This is a genomic window from Xanthobacter cornucopiae, assembly GCF_043195065.2.
In the GTDB taxonomy this organism is placed as follows: domain Bacteria; phylum Pseudomonadota; class Alphaproteobacteria; order Rhizobiales; family Xanthobacteraceae; genus Xanthobacter.
On the sequence record NZ_CM195531.1, the window covers coordinates 1,782,796 to 1,801,701 of the forward strand.

The 18,906-nt window shown below is 70.2% G+C and carries 16 protein-coding genes; 8 read left to right on the forward strand and 8 right to left on the reverse strand.

What is annotated here, in order from left to right:
* Positions 1-292: 292 nt before the first annotated feature.
* Entirely contained in the window at positions 293-1,651 is a 1,359-nt protein-coding gene (locus V5F53_RS07995; protein ID WP_393997075.1) for a dicarboxylate/amino acid:cation symporter, read from the forward strand.
* 101 nt (positions 1,652-1,752) lie between these two features.
* Here V5F53_RS07995 and dnaE read toward each other — a convergent pair whose 3' ends face one another.
* Complete coding sequence (dnaE, locus tag V5F53_RS08000) at positions 1,753-5,214, reverse strand: DNA polymerase III subunit alpha (protein ID WP_393997076.1); 3,462 nt, start codon at positions 5,212-5,214, stop codon at positions 1,753-1,755.
* 430 nt (positions 5,215-5,644) lie between these two features.
* Between dnaE and glyA the strand changes: the two genes are divergently transcribed.
* The 7 genes from glyA (at position 5,645) to thiL (ending at position 11,777) form a co-directional block, all read left to right on the forward strand.
* Complete coding sequence (glyA, locus tag V5F53_RS08005; protein ID WP_393997077.1) at positions 5,645-6,958, forward strand: serine hydroxymethyltransferase; 1,314 nt, start codon at positions 5,645-5,647, stop codon at positions 6,956-6,958.
* 80 nt (positions 6,959-7,038) lie between these two features.
* Positions 7,039-7,641 (forward strand): transcriptional regulator NrdR, encoded by a 603-nt coding sequence (nrdR, locus tag V5F53_RS08010; RefSeq protein ID WP_393997078.1) that lies wholly within the window; start codon positions 7,039-7,041, stop codon positions 7,639-7,641.
* An 8-nt stretch (positions 7,642-7,649) separates the two neighbouring features.
* Positions 7,650-8,801 (forward strand): bifunctional diaminohydroxyphosphoribosylaminopyrimidine deaminase/5-amino-6-(5-phosphoribosylamino)uracil reductase RibD, encoded by a 1,152-nt coding sequence (ribD, locus tag V5F53_RS08015; protein WP_393997079.1) that lies wholly within the window; start codon positions 7,650-7,652, stop codon positions 8,799-8,801.
* Between the two features lie 267 nt (positions 8,802-9,068).
* The gene (locus V5F53_RS08020) at positions 9,069-9,680 is read left to right on the forward strand and encodes a riboflavin synthase (protein ID WP_393997080.1); all 612 of its coding nucleotides are present in this window, start codon (positions 9,069-9,071) and stop codon (positions 9,678-9,680) included.
* Positions 9,681-9,794: 114 nt separating this feature from the next.
* On the forward strand, positions 9,795-10,286 hold the full coding sequence (gene ribH, locus V5F53_RS08025) for a 6,7-dimethyl-8-ribityllumazine synthase (RefSeq protein WP_393997081.1): 492 nt from the start codon (positions 9,795-9,797) through the stop codon (positions 10,284-10,286).
* Entirely contained in the window at positions 10,283-10,765 is a 483-nt protein-coding gene (gene nusB / locus V5F53_RS08030) for a transcription antitermination factor NusB (protein WP_393997082.1), read from the forward strand. Before ribH ends, nusB begins: the two co-directional genes overlap by 4 nt.
* A gap of 1 nt (position 10,766) precedes the next feature.
* Positions 10,767-11,777 carry a thiamine-phosphate kinase gene (gene thiL / locus V5F53_RS08035; protein WP_393997083.1) on the forward strand — a complete coding sequence of 337 codons (1,011 nt, stop codon included), beginning with the start codon at positions 10,767-10,769 and terminating at the stop codon, positions 11,775-11,777.
* Between the two features lie 133 nt (positions 11,778-11,910).
* On the opposite strand, the gene V5F53_RS08040 is transcribed toward thiL, so the two are convergent.
* The 7 genes from V5F53_RS08040 to proS all read right to left on the reverse strand — a co-directional run bounded on the left by V5F53_RS08040 (position 11,911) and on the right by proS (position 18,788).
* Complete coding sequence (locus V5F53_RS08040) at positions 11,911-12,330, reverse strand: EamA family transporter (protein WP_393997084.1); 420 nt, start codon at positions 12,328-12,330, stop codon at positions 11,911-11,913.
* Positions 12,331-12,579: 249 nt separating this feature from the next.
* Positions 12,580-13,416, reverse strand: a complete 837-nt coding sequence (gene tolA / locus V5F53_RS08045; RefSeq protein WP_393997085.1) for a cell envelope integrity protein TolA — start codon at positions 13,414-13,416, stop codon at positions 12,580-12,582.
* Positions 13,413-13,907, reverse strand: coding sequence for a TonB system transport protein ExbD (gene exbD / locus V5F53_RS08050; RefSeq protein ID WP_393997086.1), 495 nt, complete (start codon positions 13,905-13,907; stop codon positions 13,413-13,415). The genes tolA and exbD overlap by 4 nt, the downstream gene beginning before the upstream one ends.
* A 12-nt stretch (positions 13,908-13,919) precedes the next feature.
* Positions 13,920-14,753 carry a tonB-system energizer ExbB gene (gene exbB, locus V5F53_RS08055; protein WP_393997087.1) on the reverse strand — a complete coding sequence of 278 codons (834 nt, stop codon included), beginning with the start codon at positions 14,751-14,753 and terminating at the stop codon, positions 13,920-13,922.
* Between the two features lie 686 nt (positions 14,754-15,439).
* Positions 15,440-16,132 carry an ABC transporter ATP-binding protein gene (locus V5F53_RS08060; RefSeq protein WP_393997088.1) on the reverse strand — a complete coding sequence of 231 codons (693 nt, stop codon included), beginning with the start codon at positions 16,130-16,132 and terminating at the stop codon, positions 15,440-15,442.
* 38 nt (positions 16,133-16,170) lie between these two features.
* Positions 16,171-17,469 carry a lipoprotein-releasing ABC transporter permease subunit gene (locus V5F53_RS08065; RefSeq protein WP_393997089.1) on the reverse strand — a complete coding sequence of 433 codons (1,299 nt, stop codon included), beginning with the start codon at positions 17,467-17,469 and terminating at the stop codon, positions 16,171-16,173.
* Positions 17,466-18,788, reverse strand: coding sequence for a proline--tRNA ligase (gene proS / locus V5F53_RS08070; protein WP_393997090.1), 1,323 nt, complete (start codon positions 18,786-18,788; stop codon positions 17,466-17,468). Before proS ends, V5F53_RS08065 begins: the two co-directional genes overlap by 4 nt.
* Positions 18,789-18,906: the final 118 nt, after the last annotated feature.

Here is an 18,906-nt window from a genome sequence, read left to right on the forward strand (position 1 = left end):
CGGACGTACCCCCCAACCCGTCAGGGAACGAGGGCACCGGATGGCCCATAGGCCGATAGTCCGCGTGTGGGATGGCGGCGCATATACGCGAACGACCGCCGCGAGGCAAGGCCTGCCGCGCGCCGGCCGGGGGAAGCGCCCCTCTCGCCGCTCTCGTCCCGCCGATCGGCCAACACGGCCCCAGGACTTCGCGTCTAAAGTATATTATATCGACATATTTAATCATATATATTGGCAAAGCGATCGCCCGCGCCGGCGTGGCGCGGTCCGTCGCAACCGCCGAGGTGCCACCATGACCGCCGCATCGCCTTCGTCGTCGTCGCCCTGGTCCCGCCTGCTGCCCTCCTTCGGCGTTCAGGTCATCGCCGGATTGGTTCTCGGCCTCGCGCTCGGGCTGCTGGCGCGCTCCATCGGTCCGTCCCACGGCCCGGAGCTGAACGGGCTGGCGGTGGCGCTGCAGACCATCGGCACCATTTTCGTTCAGCTCCTGCGCGCCCTGGTGCCGGCGCTGGTGTTCACCGCCATCGTCGCCAGCATCGCCAACCTGCGGCAGCTTTCCAACGCCGCCGCCCTGGTGTGGAACACGCTGCTGTGGTTCGCCATCACCGCCCTGATCGCGGTGGTGATCGGCATCGCGCTCGGCCTCCTCATCAGGCCCGGGCTGCACACCGGGGTCACCGCCGCCGCCGAGGCGCTGCCGCGCGGCAGCGCCGGCTGGCTGGACTTCCTGAAGGGGCTGGTGCCCGCCAACGTGTTCGCCCTCGAAGCCTCGACCCGGGTGAGCGACGGCCAGGCCAGCACCGCCCTCAACTTCAACGTGCTGCAGCTGGTGGTCATCTCCATCATCGTCGGCGCGGCGGCGGTGCGGGTGGGCGAAAAGGGCGCCGCTTTCCTCGCCTTCAACGAATCGGCGCTGGCGGTGGTGCGGCGAATCCTGTGGTGGGTGATCCGCCTTACCCCCATCGGCACGGTGGGCCTGTTCGGCACCGCCGTCGCCCAATACGGCTGGGATGCCCTGGGCCAGCTCGGCTGGTTCGCGGCGGCGGTCTATATCGGCCTCGCCATCGTGCTGTTCGCGGTCTATCCGAGCCTGCTGGCGCTGCACGGACTGAATCCACTGCGCTTCTTCGCCGGCGCCTGGCCGGCGATCCAGCTCGCCTTCGTCTCGCGTTCCTCGGTGGGCACCATGCCGGTGACGGAAGCGGTGACCGAGAACGAGCTCGGCGTGCCCCGCGCCTATGCTGCGTTCGCCGTGCCGCTCGGCTCCACCACCAAGATGGACGGGTGCGCCGCCATCTATCCGGCGATCTCGGCCATCTTCGTGGCCGAGTTCTACAACGTCCCGCTGGCCGCCAGCGACTATGTGCTCATCGCCTTGGTGTCGGTGCTGGGCTCGGCCGCCACCGCCGGCATGACCGGCGCCGTGGTGATGCTGACGCTCACCCTTTCCACCCTCGGCCTGCCGCTGCAGGGCGTCGGCCTGCTGCTCGCCATCGACCCGATCCTGGACATGGGCCGCACCGCCGTGAACGTGGCCGGACAGGCGCTGGTGCCCACCATCGTCGCCAAGCGCCAGGGCATCCTCGACGAGGAAGCCTACAACGCGACGGCGCGCATCGAGCGGCTGGAAGGCGTCGCAACACCGTCCTGAGCGCATCCTGAGCCGCCCCTGGCGGGCGCGGCGGCGACCGGCCGCGCCCCTTTTCACGAGGATGCGGCCGGCCCGGCGGGGGGTGGCGCGCCGCCTCCGCCTTACGCCGCCTCCACCGCCACCACGCCCGGGATCGCCTTGAGCGCACCGGCGATCTGCGGCGACACCGCGTACTTGCCGTCGAGACGCACTTCCACCTCGGCCTTGCCATCCTCCATCAGCAGCACCAGGCTCACCTCGCCGTCGCGCTTGCCCTGCCCCGCGCCCGCCTCCAGGCGCTTGGCGATGCCCTCCAGCGGGTCCGGGGAGCGCACGAAGATGCGCAGGGCCTTGTGGGCGCGGGCGGCCACCTCGTCCAGCCGCTCGCAGGAATTGATGCGGACCCGCACATCCTCCCCGTTCAGTTCCGCCCCCACCATCATCAGCACGGGCGTGCCCGGCTCCAGCAGGTCTCGGTAATGGGCCAGACCTTCCGAGAAGATCACCGCCTCGAACGTGCCCGAAGGATCCGACAGACCGACGATGCCCATGCGGGTACCCGACTTGGTCCTCTTCTCCTGGCGCGACACCACGGTGGCGGCGAGCCGCCCCGCCGCGGCGCCGGCGCGCACCGAGCGGGCGAACTCGCCGAAGGTCTGCACCCTGAGCTTTTTCAGCGCCTCGGCGTAGTCGTCCAGCGGATGACCGGTGAGGAAGAAGCCCACCGCGTCATATTCCTTCTGCAGCCGTTCCGCCGGCAGCCAGGGCGCCACCTCCGGAATCGGCAGCCTGGCCGCCACCGGGCCGGAGCCGAACATGTCGTTCTGGCCCGACTGGGCGTTGGCCTCCACCCGCTGCGCCTCGGCGACGATGGCCTCGATGGCGCCGAACGCCCGCGCCCGGTTCTTCTCCAGCACGTCGAAGCAGCCCGCCGCCATCAGGCTTTCCAGGGTGCGCTTGTTGACCATCTTCACCGGCATCCGCGCGGCGAAATCGGCAAGGCTCCTGAAGGGCCTGTCGCCACGCGCCGCGACCAGCGCCTCCACCGCCGCGCCGCCGACCCCCTTGATGGCGGCCATGGCATAGATGATCTCGCCATTTTCCACCGCGAACTCGCGGAACGAGCGGTTGATGCTGGGCGGCACCACGGTGATGCCCAGCCGCTGCGCCTCCTGGCGGAATTCGGCCAGCTTGTCGGTGTTGCCCATGTCGAGGGTCATCGAGGCGGCCAGGAACTCGTTGGGATAGTTGGCTTTCAGCCAGGCGGTCTGGTAGGCCACCAGGGCATAGGCCGCCGCGTGGGACTTGTTGAAGCCGTAGTCGGCGAACTTCGCCAGCAGGTCGAAGATGGTGTCGGCCTGCGCCTTGTCGATGCCGCGCGCGGCGGAGCCGGAGACGAAGCGCTCGCGCTGCTTCTCCATCTCGGCGCGGATCTTCTTGCCCATGGCGCGGCGCAGCAGGTCGGCCTCGCCCAGCGAATAGCCGGCCATGGCCTGGGCGATCTGCATCACCTGTTCCTGGTAGATGATGACGCCGAACGTCTCCTTCAGGTACGGCTCCAGCATGGGGTGGAGGTAGTCGGGCTTGGCCCGGCCGTGCTTGCAGTCGCAATAGACCGGAATGTTGGCCATGGGGCCGGGACGATAGAGCGCCACCAAGGCGACGATGTCCTCGATGCGGTCGGCCTTCATGTCCACCAGGGCGCGGCGCATGCCCGCGCTTTCCACCTGGAACACCCCCACCGTCTCGCCCCGGCCGAGCATGGCGTAGGTCTTGGGATCGTCGAGCGGGATCTTGGAGATGTCGAGATCGATGCCGCGCTGGTGGACCAGCTTCACCGCCTTGTCGATGGTGGTCAGCGTCTTCAGGCCCAGGAAGTCGAACTTCACCAGGCCGGCCTGCTCCACCCATTTCATATTGTACTGGGTGACCGGCATGTCCGACTTGGGATCGCGGTAGAGCGGCACCAGCTCATGCAGCTTGCGATCGCCGATCACGATGCCCGCCGCATGGGTGGAGGCGTGGCGGTTGAGCCCCTCCAGCTTCACCGCGATGTCGAAGGCGCGCTTGACCACCTCTTCATCGTCGCGCGCGGCCTGAAGGCGCGGCTCGTCCTCGATGGCCTGCTTCAGTGTCACCGGGTTGGCGGGATTCTGCGGCACCAGCTTGCACAGCTTGTCCACCTGCCCATAGGGCATTTCCAGCACCCGGCCCACGTCGCGCAGCACGCCGCGCGCCTGCAGGGTACCGAAGGTGATGATCTGCGCCACCTGCGCCCGCCCGTAGCGCTCCTGCACGTAATGGATGACCTCGTCGCGGCGCTCCTGGCAGAAGTCCACGTCGAAGTCGGGCATGGACACGCGGTCCGGGTTCAGGAAGCGCTCGAACAGCAGGTGGAAGCGCAGCGGGTCGAGATCGGTGATCTGCAGCGAATAGGCCACCAGCGATCCGGCGCCGGAGCCGCGCCCCGGCCCCACCGGAATGCCGTGCGCCTTGGCCCACTTGATGAAGTCCGACACGATCAGGAAGTAGCCCGGGAACTTCATGCGGGCGATGATGGACAGCTCGTATTCGAGCCGCTCCTCATAGGCCGACACCTCCAGGCCCGGCGCCGGGCCATGCTTGGCGAGGCGCGCGGCCAGCCCCTCGCGCGCCTGGCGGTCCAGTTCCTTCGCCTCGGCCTCCACCGGGTCGGAGCCCTCCTCGCTCTCGGCGGCGGTGGTGAAGCGGGGCAGGATCGGCTTCACCGTGCGCACCCGATAGGCGCAGCGGCGGGCGATCTCGATGGTGTTGGCGGTGGCCTCGGGCAGGTCGGCGAACAGCTCCAGCATTTCCGCCTGGGTCTTGAAGCGGTGCTCCGGCGTCAGGCGGCGGCGGTCGCCGTCGGCGACGATCTTGCTCTCGGCGATGGCGATGAGCGCGTCGTGGGCCTCGTAGTCCGACTGGGCGGCGAAGAAGGGCTCGTTGCTGGCCACCAGGGGCACGCCCCGCTCGTAGGCAAGGTCGATCAGGGCCGGCTCGGCAAGGCGCTCGGACGGGGTGCCGTGGCGCTGCAACTCCAGATAGAGACGGTCGCCAAACAGGTTCAGCAGGGTCTCCAGCCGGGCGGCCGCCAGATCGGCGTGGCCACCGGCCAGCGCCAGGTCGAGCGGCCCGGCGGGACCGCCGGTCAAGGCGATCAGGCCGGACGACGATTCGGCCAGCCACTCCACCAGGATGCGCGGCTCCTCGTCGCTCGGGGTCTCGAGGTAGGAGCGGGAGACCAGCCGCATGAGGTTGCGCCAGCCGTCGTCCCGCTGTGCCAGCAGCACGATTCGCGGCTTTTTGGGACGCAGCACGCCGCGCGGCCCGGGCGGCTCCGGCAGGTCCAGCGCCAGCGAGACGCCGGGAATGGGCTGGATGCCCGCGCCCGCCATTTTCTCCGAGAACTCCAGCGCGCCGAAAAGATTGCCGGTGTCGGTGAGGGCCACCGCGGGCTGGGCGTCGCCCTTCAGGAAATCCGCCAGCTTGCCCACCGAGATCGCGCCTTCGAGCAGCGAATAGGCGGAGTGGACGTGCAGGTGGACGAAACCTGGATCGGACATGGCGTGCGGGCTTCTCTCGAATGCGTGTCGGCTGCGCGCGGCGCGATCGCCGGACGGGGACGGGAGCACCCGAGGCCGCCGGGGATCGACGACGCGACGGGCGTCATCGGCGCCCCCCTTTTATCACCAGGACGCCTCCCGCAGCGACACGCGCAGATTGCAGGACCGATCAGGAAACGAGGCTCCGGCCCGCTCCGCCGGCGCATCTGTGATAAAAATTGATGAACTGCGAAGAAACTCCTTATCCGGCTGAGCACGGCCGGAACGCTGCCGGCCCAAGGCCCGGCGATGGGGGCGGTCGATGCCGATCGGTTTTGGACACAGCCCGGCCAGTGTGATAAGCGCAGGAACCGTTATGGTCGGGGCTCTTCTCGTCAGACACCTCCCCGCCAGGCGCCCCGTAGTACCCCGACATTACCGGAGACCTGCCATGGCCTCGCAGGACGCGAACCCCGCCTCCATTTCGGAGGACAAGAACCGCTTCTTCTCTGCCTCTCTCGCCGAGACCGATCCCGAGATCGCCGGCGTGGTGGATGCGGAGCTGGGTCGCCAGCGCGATGAGATCGAACTGATCGCGTCGGAGAACATCGTTTCGCGCGCCGTTCTGGAGGCCCAGGGCTCGGTCCTCACCAACAAGTATGCCGAAGGCTACCCGGGCAAGCGCTATTATGGCGGCTGCCACTTCGTGGACGTGGCCGAGAACCTGGCCATTGCCCGCGCCAAGAAGCTGTTCAACTGCGGCTTCGCCAACGTGCAGCCCAACTCGGGCAGCCAGGCGAACCAGGGGGTGTTCTTCGCCCTGCTGCAGCCGGGCGACACCTTCCTCGGCCTCAACCTGGCCGCCGGCGGGCATCTCACCCACGGCTCGCCGGTCAACATGTCCGGCAAGTGGTTCAAGCCGGTGCCCTACACCGTGCGCGAGGACGACCAGCGCATCGACTATGACGAGGTCGCCCGCCTGGCCGACCAGCACAAGCCCAAGCTGATCGTGGCTGGCGGCTCGGCCTATCCGCGCGTCATCGACTTCCCGAAGATGCGGGCCATCGCCGACAGCGTCGGCGCCCTGCTGATGGTGGACATGGCCCATTTCGCCGGGCTCGTGGCTGGTGGCGCCCATCCGAGCCCGTTCCCCCATGCCCATGTGGTGACCACCACCACCCACAAGACCCTGCGCGGCCCGCGCGGCGGCATGATCCTCACCAATGACGAGGACATCGCCAAGAAGGTCAACTCGGCCATCTTCCCCGGCATCCAGGGCGGCCCGCTCATGCACGTCATCGCCGCCAAGGCAGTGGCGTTCGGCGAGGCGCTGCGCCCCGAGTTCAAGCTGTACGCGAAGAACGTGGTGGAGAATGCCAAGGCCCTCGCCGAGACCCTCAAGGGCCACGGCTTCGCCATCGTCTCCGGCGGCACCGACACCCACCTGATGCTGGTGGACCTGCGCCCCAAGCGCCTCACCGGCAAGGTGTCCGAGGCGGCCCTGGGGCGCGCCCACATCACCTGCAACAAGAACGGCATCCCGTTCGACCCCGAGAAGCCGTTCGTGACCTCCGGCGTGCGCCTGGGCACGCCCGCCGGCACCACCCGCGGCTTCGGCGTGGCGGAATTCCAGCAGGTGGGCGACCTCATCGCCGAGGTGCTGGGCGTGCTGTCCCAGAAGGGCGTGGACGAGGATTCCCTGGTGGAAGCGGCGGTGCGCGAGAAGGTCTCTGCCCTGCTGAAGCGCTTCCCCATCTATTCGTGAGCGCCAGGGGCCCTGCCGCCGCGCGGCGGCAGGGCCCCTGTCTGTTCGACCCTGCGTGAGCGCCGGAGGCAGGCCCTAAGATGCGGTGTCCCTATTGCGGGAGCCTCGACACCCAGGTGAAGGACTCCCGTCCCACCGAGGACAACACCGCCATTCGCCGCCGGCGCATCTGCCCAGACTGCGGCGGGCGTTTCACCACATTCGAGCGGGTGCAACTGCGCGAGCTCATGATCCTGAAGCGGTCCGGCCGCCGCGTGCCATTCGACCGCGACAAGCTCGCCCGCTCGGTGCAGGTGGCGCTGCGCAAGCGGCCGGTAGAGGCCGACCGGGTGGAGCGCATGATCACCGGCGTGGTGCGGCAGCTGGAAGGCCTCGGCGACGGAGACATCCCGTCGGGCACCATCGGCGCCCTGGTGATGGCTGGCCTGAAGCAGCTCGACGATGTCGCCTATGTGCGGTTCGCCTCGGTCTATCGCGACTTCCGCGAGGCCAAGGATTTCGAATCGGCCCTGGCCGAGCTGTCCGGCGACGGCGAGCCGCGAGCCCTTGGCGCCGTGTCCGGCGCGCCGGGCGAGCCCCCCGCCGCCGAGGGCCGTGGCAGGCCAGCCCCCCCGGCCGACGCACGGACCGACGCCCGCACCGACACCAAGGGCGGCACCCGGCCGCCGCGCAACGTGGAATGAGCGACACCATGGCGCCCGCGTCCCCGGTTCCCATCCACGTCACCTCCCCGGAGGAAGACGAACGTTTCATGGCCGAGGCCCTGGCCATCGGCCAGACCGGGCTTGGCCGCACTTGGCCCAACCCGTCCGTGGGCGCCGTGGTGGTGCAGCACGGTGCCGGCGGACCGCGCATTGTCGGCATCGCCGCCACCGCCGCCACCGGCCGTCCCCATGCCGAGCCGCAGGCCCTGGCCCAGGCCGGCGCGGCGGCGCGCGGCGCCACCCTCTATGTCACGCTGGAGCCCTGCTCCCACCACGGCCGCACGCCGCCGTGCGCCGACGCGGTGATCGCCGCCGACGTCCGCCGGGTGGTGGCCGCCATTGAGGACCCCGACCACCGGGTCAAGGGGCGCGGCGTCGCCCGGCTGCGCGCCGCCGGCATCTGGGTGACGGTGGGCGTCGGCGCCGAGCAGGCGCTGGCGGACCATGCCGGGCACATCCGCCGCGTCACCAGCGGCCGTCCCCACGTGCTGCTCAAGATGGCGGTCTCGGCAGACGGCAAGGCCGGCCTGCCCGGCCCCCGGCCCGCCATCATCACCGGGTCCGAGGCGCGGGCGCGGGCACACCTGATGCGGGCCCACACCGACGCCATCCTGGTCGGCGCGGGCACCGTGCGTGTCGACGACCCCATGCTCACCACCCGCCTGGAGGGCTTCGAGGGCCGTTCCCCGGTGCGGATCGTGCTCGACAGCGGCCTCGACCTGCCGCTCGAATCGGCCCTCGTGCGCACCGCCTGCGAGGTGCCGGTTTGGGTCGTCACCGCCGAGGACGCGCCCGCCGACCGCGCCGCCGCTTTGGCCGAGCGCGGAGTGGAGGTGCTGCGGGTGCCCCGGGGCGGGCCCGACGACCGGCTCTACCTGCCGGCGGTGCTGAAGCTGCTGGGCATGCTGGGCGTCACCCGCCTGATGGTGGAGGGCGGACCGCAGGTGGCGGCCGCCTTTCTCGACGCCGGACTGGTGGACGAGGTCGCGGTGTTCACCAGCCCGGTGGTGCTGGGGCCCGATGCCCTGCCGGCCCTGGCGGGCCGCCCGCTCGGCCGCCTCCTGGCTCCGGTCGGATTCGCCGAAGTGGAGCACGAGGACCTCGGTGCCGATCATCTCGTGCGCCTGTGGCGGCGCTGAGGCGCGGCGTTCAGCCCGCCGCCCGGGAGCCGATGCCGCGGTCGCGCGCCCATGGCCGATCGCCCCGGACATCTCCATATGAGGACGCGGACACCAGCGCTCCTGCCGGAGATCCGGCGCGCGCCGGTGTCCCCGCCGTTCAGGCAGGATGTCGCAGCGCGCGGGGAAAGCGCCGGCGGTAAGGAGGAGCCACACGCCGCCTCCCGCCCGGCGAACGGCGGCACTGAACCGCGACCGGTCGCGACCGGTCGCTTAAGGAGAGGCTGAATGTTCACCGGCATCGTCACCGACGTGGGCGAGATCGTCGCCGCCGAGGCGCGCGGAGAGGTCAAGACCCTCACCATCGCCACCGATTTCGACCCCGCCGGCATCGCCCTCGGCGCCTCCATCGCCTGCTCCGGCGTGTGCATGACCGTCACCGCCGTGGAGGCCGCCGGCCCGCGCGCCGCCCGCTTCACCGTGGACGCCGGGCCGGAGACCCTCGCCATCACCACCGTCGCCGCCTGGCAGGCGGGACGGCGCATCAATCTCGAACGCTCGCTGAGCATTGGCGACGAGTTGGGCGGGCACATGGTGTCCGGCCATGTGGATTCCACCGCCACCGTGCTGCAGCGCGAAGACCTGGGCGCCACCACCCGCTTCCTGTTCGAGGTGCCGGAGCCGCTGGCCCGGTTCGTGGCGGTGAAGGGCTCGGTCGCCCTGGACGGCACCTCGCTCACGGTCAACACGGTGGAGGGGAACCGCTTCTCCTGCCTGCTCATTCCCCACACCCTGGCGGTCACCACCTGGGGTGGCGTCGCCGCGGGCGGCCTGGTGAACTTCGAGGTCGACCTGATGGCGCGCTACGCCGCCCGGCTGGCCGAGTTCCCCCGCCCCTGAGGGCGTTGCATTCAAGAAACTGGGATGTGCTCTGCACCCCGGGCGCACGCGGCGCGCTTGCGCGGCGCGGCGCGCTCTAGTACGCCTCCCGCCTCAGTCTCGGAGACGATATCCATGGTGACGACGCGCAGGGATGCTTCCCAGGAGAAGGATGAGCTGCTCGAAGGCGCCCGCGTGCTCATCGTCGAGGCCCGCTATTACGAGGCGCTCGCCGACGAGCTGCTGGCCGGCGCCCGCGCGGTGCTGGAAGCCGCCGGCGTCGAGGTTCTCGTCATCACCGTCCCCGGCGCGCTGGAAATCCCCATCGCCGCCGAGATCGCCCTCGACGCCGCCGAGATGTCGGGCGAGACGGTGGATGCGGTGGTGGGCCTGGGCGCGGTGATCCGTGGCGAGACCTACCATTTCGAGATCGTCGCTGGCGAATCCTCGCGCGGGCTGATGGATCTCGGCCTCGGCCGCGCCCTGCCGGTGGGCAACGGCATCCTCACCGTGGACACCGAGGCCCAGGCCTGGGAGCGCGCCCGGGTGAGCGAGGGCGACAAGGGCGGCGGCGCTGCCGCGGCGGCGCTGTCGCTGCTCAAGCTGCGCCGGAGGCTGGAGCGATGAGCGAGACCGCCACCCGCCCCATGAAGAAGAGCGCGGCCCGCCTCGGCGCGGTGCAGGCGCTCTACCAGATGGACCTGGCGCAGACCCCCATCCACGACATCCTCGCCGAGTTCGAGAGCCACTGGCTCGGCCAGGAGGTGGAGGGCACCCAGTTGCCGGATGCGGACATCAAGCTGTTCCGCTCGGTGGTGGAGGGCGTGCTCGCCGAGCAACGGCGCATCGATCTTCTGGTGGACGGCGCCCTCTCCCACGGCTGGCCGCTGCGCCGGGTGGAAGCGGTGCTGCGGGCGGTGCTGCGGGCGGGCGCGTTCGAGCTGCTCTCCCGGCCCGACGTGCCGGCGCGGGTGGTCATCACCGAATATGTGAATGTCGCCGGCGCCTTTCTCGACCGTGACGAAACCGGCATGGTCAACGCCGTGCTGGACACCCTCGCCCACGACCTGCGCGGGCGGGAGTTCGGCGGACCGGGCGCCGCCTGACATGGCGGAAGCCGGTCACCGCGCCGACGGCTCGGGCGAGGACCACTTCATCGCCCGCTTCCTGCGCCCGCTGGCCGGCACCCCGGCGGCGCTGGGCCTGCAGGACGACGCCGCGCTGCTGTCGCCGCCCCCCGGCGCCGACCTTGTCCTGACCAAGGACGCGGTGGTGGCCGGCGTGCATTTCTTTCCCGATGACCCGCCCGCGAGCGTGGCGCGCAAGGCGCTGCGGGTGAACCTCTCGGACCTTGCCGCCAAGGGCGCCCGCCCGCTCGGCGCGCTACTGGCCCTGGCCCTGCCGAAGGCCACGCCGGAGGCCTGGGTGGAGGCGTTCGCCGCCGCCCTCGGCGCCGATCTCACCACCTATGGCTGCCCGCTGCTGGGCGGCGACACGGTGGTCACGCCCGGCCCGCTGACGCTCACCCTCACGGCACTCGGCGCGGTGCCCCACGGGGGCTTCGTGCCCCGGACCGGCGCCGGTGCGGGACAGGCGATCCTGGTTTCCGGCACCATCGGCGACGCGGCGCTCGGCCTGCTGCTGCGGCGGGATTCGCCGCACCCCGCCTTCGCCGGGCTCGATGACGCGCAGCGCGGGCACCTGCTGGACCGCTATCTGCACCCGCAGCCGCGCATGGCCCTGGCGGATGCCCTGCGCGCCTTCGCGGCCTCCGCCATGGACGTTTCCGACGGGCTGGTGGGCGACCTTGCCAAGATGCTGGCGGCGTCCGGATGCGGCGGGCACATCGCAGCGCACCGCGTGCCCCTGTCCGGCGCGGCGACGGCGGCCATCCGCCACGACGGCCGTCTTCTGGCCAACGCGCTCACCGGGGGCGACGATTACGAAATCCTCGCCTGCGTGCCCCATGCGGCGGTGCGCGACTTCATGGCGGCGGCGGCGCGGGCCGGCGTTCCCGTGGCGCCGATCGGCGAGACAAGGGCCGAGCCCGGCCTCGAGGTGCGGGACGCGGGCGGGCACCCCCTCGATTTCGGGGCCGGCAGCTACAGCCACTTCTGATACCAAAGCCCCGTGAGCGTGACTCATGGGCCTTTGGTCAGTCCCGCGCGGCCCTTGAACGGACCCACAGGGCACCGGTCGAAGCTTGGCAGCGGTCGAAGACCGAGGCCGATGGTATGAGGTGCTGGTAGCCTCAGCTCACGGCCACCAGCACCGAGCCCAGCGCGATCAGCGCCACGCCCAGAGCCGCCAGGGTGCTCAGCCGCTCACCCAGGAACACCACGCCGAACACCGCCACCAGCACCACGCTCAGCTTGTCCACTGGCGCCACCCGCGCGGCCTCGCCGATCTTCAGGGCCCGGAAATAGCATAGCCACGACGCCCCGGTGGCGAGGCCGGACAGGAGCAGGAACAGCCAGGTCCGCCCGGAAATGGCGGCAGGCGCGCGCCAGGCGCCACCCAGGGTCACCATGGCCGCGATCAGCAGCAGGATGACCACGGTGCGGATGAGGGTAGCGAGGTCGGGGTGGATGCCGGCGACACCCACCTTGCCGAAGATGGCGGTCAACGCCGCGACTGCTGCCGACAGAAGCGCCCAGACGAGCCAGGACATGGAGAGAGAAGACCTGGGTGCGGGCCGAAGCCGTGGCCGGGCGTTCAGGACCCGCCTGGCCACGCGCTCGCGGCGGGGCGACATCGGTTCAGCGCGCCGTCCCGGCCGGGCCGTCCGTGACCACCCTGGAGGCGATTGGAGGACCCTCAGCCGATGGCGCGCCGGACGGCCGGGGCAGACCGGCACCGGAACACCGGGCGCAGCCGCACACATGCCGGTGCCGGACCCGACGAAGCGAGCCCGGCTGCGTCAACGCCGGGTGAAGTTCACCGGGACACTGAAGCTGGCGCCGCGTCCGTCCGGCGGCGAGGGGAAGGGCGAGGCGCGCCGCACAGTGGCCATCGCCTCTCCGTCCAGCACCTCCGACCCGGAAGAGCGGATCAGGCTGACGGATGTGACACGGCCCGAACCATCCAGGGAAAAGCGCACCGACGGCCGCCCGGTAACCCCCTCGGACCCCGGCGGATAGCGCTTGAAGCGGTTGAGATGGGCCGAGATCATCGCCGCCCAGCTCGCCCGCGCCTGCGAGTTCGAGGCCTCCATGCCCGGCGAGGGCGCCGCCGTGGACTGGGAAGGCGCGGCATCCGAACGCGGCGCGGCCGAAGTGACGGGCGCCTGCTTGCGCCGGGTCGGCTTGGCCTCCTTCTTCGGCTTCTCCACCGGCTTGGGCTTCGGCTTCTCCACCGGCTTCACTTCCGGCTCTGGCTTGGGAAGCACCACCTCGGAGGGCGCGGGCGACGGCGGCAGCTCCGGCACCTTCTCAACCACCTCCTGCTTGATGGGATCGGGCGGCGGCGGCGCCTCCTCCAGCGCGTCGGGGGCATCGGGCGTGGTTTCCGGCGACTGCATCATCTCCGGGCCGGGCGCCACGTCCTCGGTCTGCGAGGGCGCACTCACCGGCATGGGCGCCAGCTCGATCATCACCGCCGCGGGTGGTGCGGCGGCGGCCTCGATCTTGCGCCAGAACAGCGCCGCATAGACGAACGCCGTGTGGAGGAGGACGATGAACACCCCGGCCGCCGCGAAGCGAAGGGCCGATTCCCGCAGATGGTGTCGGTCCAGGTCGTGCCAGTGCAGCGCGCTCACTGCGCCGCCCCCGCCGCCGGCAGCGTCGCGGAGGCTGCCGGCAGGCTCGCGGAGGCCGCCGGCGCCGCTGCGCTGGGCGGCCCCTCGAGCCCCACCAGGGCAACCTTGAGGTAGCCGGCAGTCCTCAGGAGGTTCATCACCTCCATCACCGTGCCGTAGTCCACCGATTTGTCCGCGCGCACGAACACGCGCTGCTGGCGGTCGGCGCTGGTCGCCCGGTCGAGCGCTGCGCCCAGCATCGCGCGGTCCACCGGATCATCCCCGAGGGCCAGCGAATGGTCGCTCTTCAGCGAGAGATACAGCGGCTTGTCCGGCCGCGGCTGCGGCTGGGCATTGGAGGTGGGCAGGTCCACCTTCACGTCCACCGTGGCCAGCGGCGCCGCCACCATGAAGATGATGAGCAGCACCAGCATCACGTCGATGAACGGCGTCACATTGATTTCGTGGCTCTCGGCGAGATCGTCGCCGCCGTGGTCGAGCTTCGCGGCCATGGAACGCGCCCCTTACTCAGCCGCGGCGCGCAGGGTGTGCGCACCGCCGCCTTCGGCGGCCCGGTCGAGGTCGCGGGACAGGTGGCGCATCACCTCGGCCGAGGTATCGGCCAGGCGCGCCTTGTAGGCGGCAATGGCGCGGGCGAACACGTTGTAGATCACCACGGCCGGAATCGCGGCCACAAGGCCGATGGCGGTGGCGAGCAGCGCCTCGGCGATGCCGGGGGCCACCACCGCCAGATTGGTGGTCTGCGCCCGGGAGATGCCGATGAAGGCGTTCATGATGCCCCACACCGTGCCGAACAGGCCGACGAACGGGGCCACCGCGCCAATGGTGGCGAGCACGCCGGTGCCCCCCGACATGCGGCGGCCGGCGCCGGCCTCGATGCGCCCCAGCGAAATCGCCACGCGCTCCTTGATGCCCTCCGCCGGCAGGCCGGCCGATACCTCCCATTCGCCAAGCGCCGCGTGCACCGTCGCCGGGGCCGGGCCACGGCCCTTGGGAATGGCGGCGGCCGCGGCGCTCAGCGTCGGCGCGGCGCGCAGCGCCTTCAGGGTGCGGCTCACCTGGATGCGGGCGAAGAACAGCTCCATCGACTTGGCGAACCAGACGGTCCAGGTGACGACCGACGCCAGGGCCAGGCCCAGCATCACCGCCTTCACCACCACGTCGGCGGCCATGAACATGCCCCACGGCGACAGGTCATGGGGCAGCAGGGCGGCGGGCGGCTCCGGTGTCACCACGTCGGTGGCGGGCGGCGCTTCGCCCACGCCGGGGGCCGGCGAATGGTGGGGCGCGGCAACCGCCGGCCCCTCGCTGGCGACAGGCACGGCCGGCGCGACCACGGGCGCGACCGGAACTGGTGCAGACGGGGTGACGACCGTGGCGGACGGACCGCCAACGGCCGGCGTGGACGGCGCAGGCAGGGATGCGGGAGCGCCCGCGGGCGCCTGGGCCACAGCCGGCGTGGCCGACATGGCGCCGCTAGCGAGCAACAGAAGCGCCGCGCCAAAACCAGAACGAAGGACATTCGCCGCCTTCGGCAGCGAGACGAAAATGCAAAGGGGCATCGCGCGTCACCGGAATTGCATAAACTATCGGAGGTCGCTGGCGATCCCGCAATCGGGAAATAGCTTGCAGAAGCATCTATAGACCCATTTGCTGCATTCGCTAAGCCCCTTGCGGCGGCGCGCGCGGCCCGGCGGCAGGGCCCGCCCGGGCCACGCCCGCCGCGTTTCCGCACGCCCGCCGCCAAGCCCCGCCGCGCACGCGGATGAAGTCCTGCGGCACCGGCACAGGCAGCGGCGCACCTCGCCGAAGTGCTGGAGCGCGAACGTACGGGGGCCCGCACGCCGGTTCGTGACGCCCCTGGCGCCTGCGTTCATGGGGTGGGCCACCCCTCGCTCCGGGGTCGTCGCCCGATGCGGATGAATCCGCCGCCCCGGACACCCGCCGATGCGTGCGCCGGGGTGCGGCGCGGCACCTTCGGCTGGAAACAGCGCGACGCTCCGCCGCAGCTTCGCCCGCCTCCTCAGGCCAGTTCCACCAGCCGGCCTTCGCGCAGGGTCACGCGCCGGTCCATGCGGGCGGCGAGCTCCAGGTTGTGGGTGGCGATCAACGCCGCCACGCCGGTGGCCTGCACCAGCTCGGTGAGCGCGCCGAACACGTGGTCCGAGGTCTTGGGATCGAGGTTGCCGGTGGGCTCGTCGGCCAGCAGCAGGCGCGGCGCGTTGGCCAAGGCGCGGGCGATCGCGACCCGCTGCTGCTCGCCGCCGGACAGTTCAGAGGGGCGGTGCGACAAGCGCGGACCCAGGCCGAGGTAGGTCAGCAGGTCCTTCGCCCGCCGGTTGGCCTCCTTGTGGGAGAGCCCCCGGATCATCTGCGGCATGGCGACATTCTCCAGCGCCGTGAACTCGCCGAGCAGATGATGGAACTGGTAGATGAAGCCGATGTGCAGCCGGCGCATGCGGGTGCGCTCGGCATCGGGCAGGCGGGCCGTGGGCTGGCCGTCGACGAACACCTCACCGGCGTCCGAATGCTCCAGCAGGCCGGCGATGTGCAGCAGCGTGGACTTGCCCGAGCCCGAGGGCGCCACCAGCGCCACCGACTGGCCCGGCGAAATGGCGAGGTCCACCCCGCGCAGGATCTCAAGCGCCCCCGCCCCTTCCGAATAGCGGCGGACGACGCCGGTGAGGGCCAGGGCATAGTTGGGACGGGAGGGCATACCGGGCGAGCCTGTCTGTCGGCGGGCGGGTTGGTCCATCACTCGTATCTCAGCGCTTCCACCGGATCGAGCCGCGCGGCGCGCCAGGACGGATAGAGGGTGGCGAACAGCGACAGCACCAGGGCCATCACCACCACGGTGGCGGTCTCGCCGAAATTCATCTGCGCCGGCAGCCGGCTGAGATAATAGAGCTCGGGCGAGAACAGCTCGGTCGCGGTGAGCCAGGAGATGAACTGGCGGATGCTCTCGATGTTGAGGCACACCAGCACCCCGAGCGCCAGCCCCACCAGCGTGCCCACCACGCCGATGGACGCCCCGGTGATGAGGAACACCCGCATCACCGCCCCCTGGGTGGCTCCCATGGTGCGCAGGATGGCGATGTCGTGCCCCTTGTCCTTCACCAGCATGATGAGGCCGGAGACGATGTTCAGCGCCGCCACCAGCACGATCAGCGTGAGGATGAGGAACATGACGTTCCGCTCCACCTGCAGGGCATTGAAGAAGGTGGCGTTGCGCCGGCGCCAGTCCACCAGGTAGACGGGCCGCTCGGCGGCGGCCTGGATCGCGCCGCGCAGTTCCTCCACGTCGTCTGGATTGTCGATATAGACCTCGACGGCGTTCACGTCGTTGTTGCGGTTGAAATAAGCCTGGGCCTCCGGCAGCGGCATGAAGACGAAGGCGCTGTCGTATTCCGACATGCCGATCTCGAAGATGGCCGCCACCTTGTAGACCTTGATGCGCGGCGAGGTGCCCATGGGCGTCACCGCCCCGCGCGGGGCCACCAGGGTGATGTTGTCGCCAGCGCGCAGGGACAATTGGTCCGCGAGGCGCTTGCCGATGGCCAGCCCCTGCCCGGTGTCGAAGCCCTCCAGCGTGCCGGAGCGGATGTTGTGGCTGACCGAGGGCAGCCCGCGCAGGTCCTTCTCCGTGAGCCCGCGCACCAGCACGCCGGAGGCGCCGAACTGCGAGGATGCCAGCGCCTGCCCTTCCACCAGCGGCACCGCCAGGCGCACGCCGTTGAGCTTGGCGATGCGCTCGGCCACCTCCTTGAAGTCGGTCAGGGGGCTTTCCAGCGGCTGCACCAGCACATGGCCGTTGAGCCCGAGGATCTTGCCCAGCAGCTCCTGGCGAAAGCCATTCATCACCGCCATGACGATGATGAGGGTGGCCACCCCCAGGGTGATGCCCAGGAAGGAAAACCCGGCGATGACCGAGATGAAGCCTTCCTTGCGCCGCGCCCTGAGGTAGCGCAGCGACAGCATCCACTCGAACGGGGCGAACGGCCGCGTTCCGGTGGGTTCCTCGTCTGCGACCCCGGACGACGCGCGCGCGCTCATGCCTTCAGCCTCTCCAGAATGTCGCTCGGCGCGATCAGTTCGCGCTCGCCGCCGCGGCGGCGCTTCAGTTCCACCTTGCCGTCGGCCAGCCCCTTCGGACCGACCAGAATCTGCCACGGCACGCCGATCAGGTCGGCCGTGGCGAACTTGGCGCCGGCCCGCTCCTCGGTGTCGTCATAGAGCACGTCGTAGCCGGCGGCGGTCAACTGCGCGTAAAGCCCCTCGCAAGCGGCCTCGGTGGCGCTGTCGCCGACCTTCAGGTTCAAGATGCCCACCTGGAAGGGCGCCACCGCGTCCGGCCAGATGATTCCCGCCTCGTCATGGGAGGCCTCGATCATGGCCGCCACGAGGCGGGACGGGCCGATGCCGTAGGACCCCATGTGCACCGTGTGGGCATTGCCGTCGGGTCCCTGCACGGTCACACCGAACGGCTCCGAATATTTGGTGCCGAAATAGAAGATGTGCCCCACCTCGATGCCGCGCGCCGCCAGGCGCTTGCCCTCCGGAATGGCGGCATAGGCGGCTTCGTCGTGCTTTTCGGAGGTGGCGGCATAAAGCGAGGTGAAATCGTCGAACACCTGCTGCAGAGCGGCCCGGTCGTCGAAATTCACATCGGCCGGCGGCGGCGCCATCTCCAGATAGTCGCCGTGGCAGAACACCTCGCTCTCGCCGGTGGAGGCGAGAATGATGAACTCATGGGAGAGGTTGCCGCCGATGGGGCCGGTATCCGCCACCATCGGGATCGCCTTCAGGCCCATGCGCGCGAAGGTCCGCAGGTACGCCACGAACATCTTGTTGTAGGAGTGCCGGGCTCCGGCGGCGTCCAGATCGAACGAATAGGCGTCCTTCATCAGGAACTCGCGCGAGCGGTACACCCCGAAGCGCGGGCGCACCTCGTCCCGGAACTTCCACTGGATGTGGTAGAGGTTCAACGGCAACGCCTTGTAGGACTTCACATAGGCGCGCACGACGTCGGTAATCATTTCCTCGTTGGTGGGGCCGAACAGCATCTCGCGATCATGACGATCGCGGATTCGTAGCATCTCCTTGCCATAATCGTCGTAGCGCCCGCTTTCCCGCCACAGGTCGGCGGACTGGATGGTGGGCATCAGCATCTCGATGGCGCCGGCCCGGTTCTGCTCCTCGCGGATGATGCCGCAGATCTTGTTGAGCACGCGGTGGCCGAGCGGCAGCCAGGCGAAGATTCCCGCGGCCTCTTGGCGGATCATGCCCGCGCGCAACATCAGGCGGTGGGAGACGATGTCCGCCTCCCGGGGCACTTCACGCAGGATCGGCAGAAAATAACGGGAAAGGCGCATCGCAAGGCTCGACGGCTGAGGGATCGAAAAGGGTCGCGCGGAGTGAAAGCGGAAGCGCCGCCAAAACACAAGAGCGCGCCCCAAAAGCGCTCCAACGCGCACCCATGTTGCGACGCAG

Coding starts and splice junctions, on each gene's coding strand:
- V5F53_RS08065 (WP_393997089.1), bottom strand. CDS start 17,469: ATGAGCGCGCGCGCGTCGTCCGGGGTCGCAGACGAGGAACCCACCGGA.
- nrdR (WP_393997078.1), top strand. CDS start 7,039: ATGCGGTGTCCCTATTGCGGGAGCCTCGACACCCAGGTGAAGGACTCC.
- dnaE (WP_393997076.1), bottom strand. CDS start 5,214: ATGTCCGATCCAGGTTTCGTCCACCTGCACGTCCACTCCGCCTATTCG.
- V5F53_RS08040 (WP_393997084.1), bottom strand. CDS start 12,330: ATGTCCTGGCTCGTCTGGGCGCTTCTGTCGGCAGCAGTCGCGGCGTTG.
- ribH (WP_393997081.1), top strand. CDS start 9,795: ATGGTGACGACGCGCAGGGATGCTTCCCAGGAGAAGGATGAGCTGCTC.
- exbD (WP_393997086.1), bottom strand. CDS start 13,907: ATGGCCGCGAAGCTCGACCACGGCGGCGACGATCTCGCCGAGAGCCAC.
- V5F53_RS08060 (WP_393997088.1), bottom strand. CDS start 16,132: ATGCCCTCCCGTCCCAACTATGCCCTGGCCCTCACCGGCGTCGTCCGC.
- thiL (WP_393997083.1), top strand. CDS start 10,767: ATGGCGGAAGCCGGTCACCGCGCCGACGGCTCGGGCGAGGACCACTTC.
- proS (WP_393997090.1), bottom strand. CDS start 18,788: ATGCGCCTTTCCCGTTATTTTCTGCCGATCCTGCGTGAAGTGCCCCGG.
- V5F53_RS07995 (WP_393997075.1), top strand. CDS start 293: ATGACCGCCGCATCGCCTTCGTCGTCGTCGCCCTGGTCCCGCCTGCTG.
- ribD (WP_393997079.1), top strand. CDS start 7,650: ATGGCGCCCGCGTCCCCGGTTCCCATCCACGTCACCTCCCCGGAGGAA.
- glyA (WP_393997077.1), top strand. CDS start 5,645: ATGGCCTCGCAGGACGCGAACCCCGCCTCCATTTCGGAGGACAAGAAC.
- nusB (WP_393997082.1), top strand. CDS start 10,283: ATGAGCGAGACCGCCACCCGCCCCATGAAGAAGAGCGCGGCCCGCCTC.
- V5F53_RS08020 (WP_393997080.1), top strand. CDS start 9,069: ATGTTCACCGGCATCGTCACCGACGTGGGCGAGATCGTCGCCGCCGAG.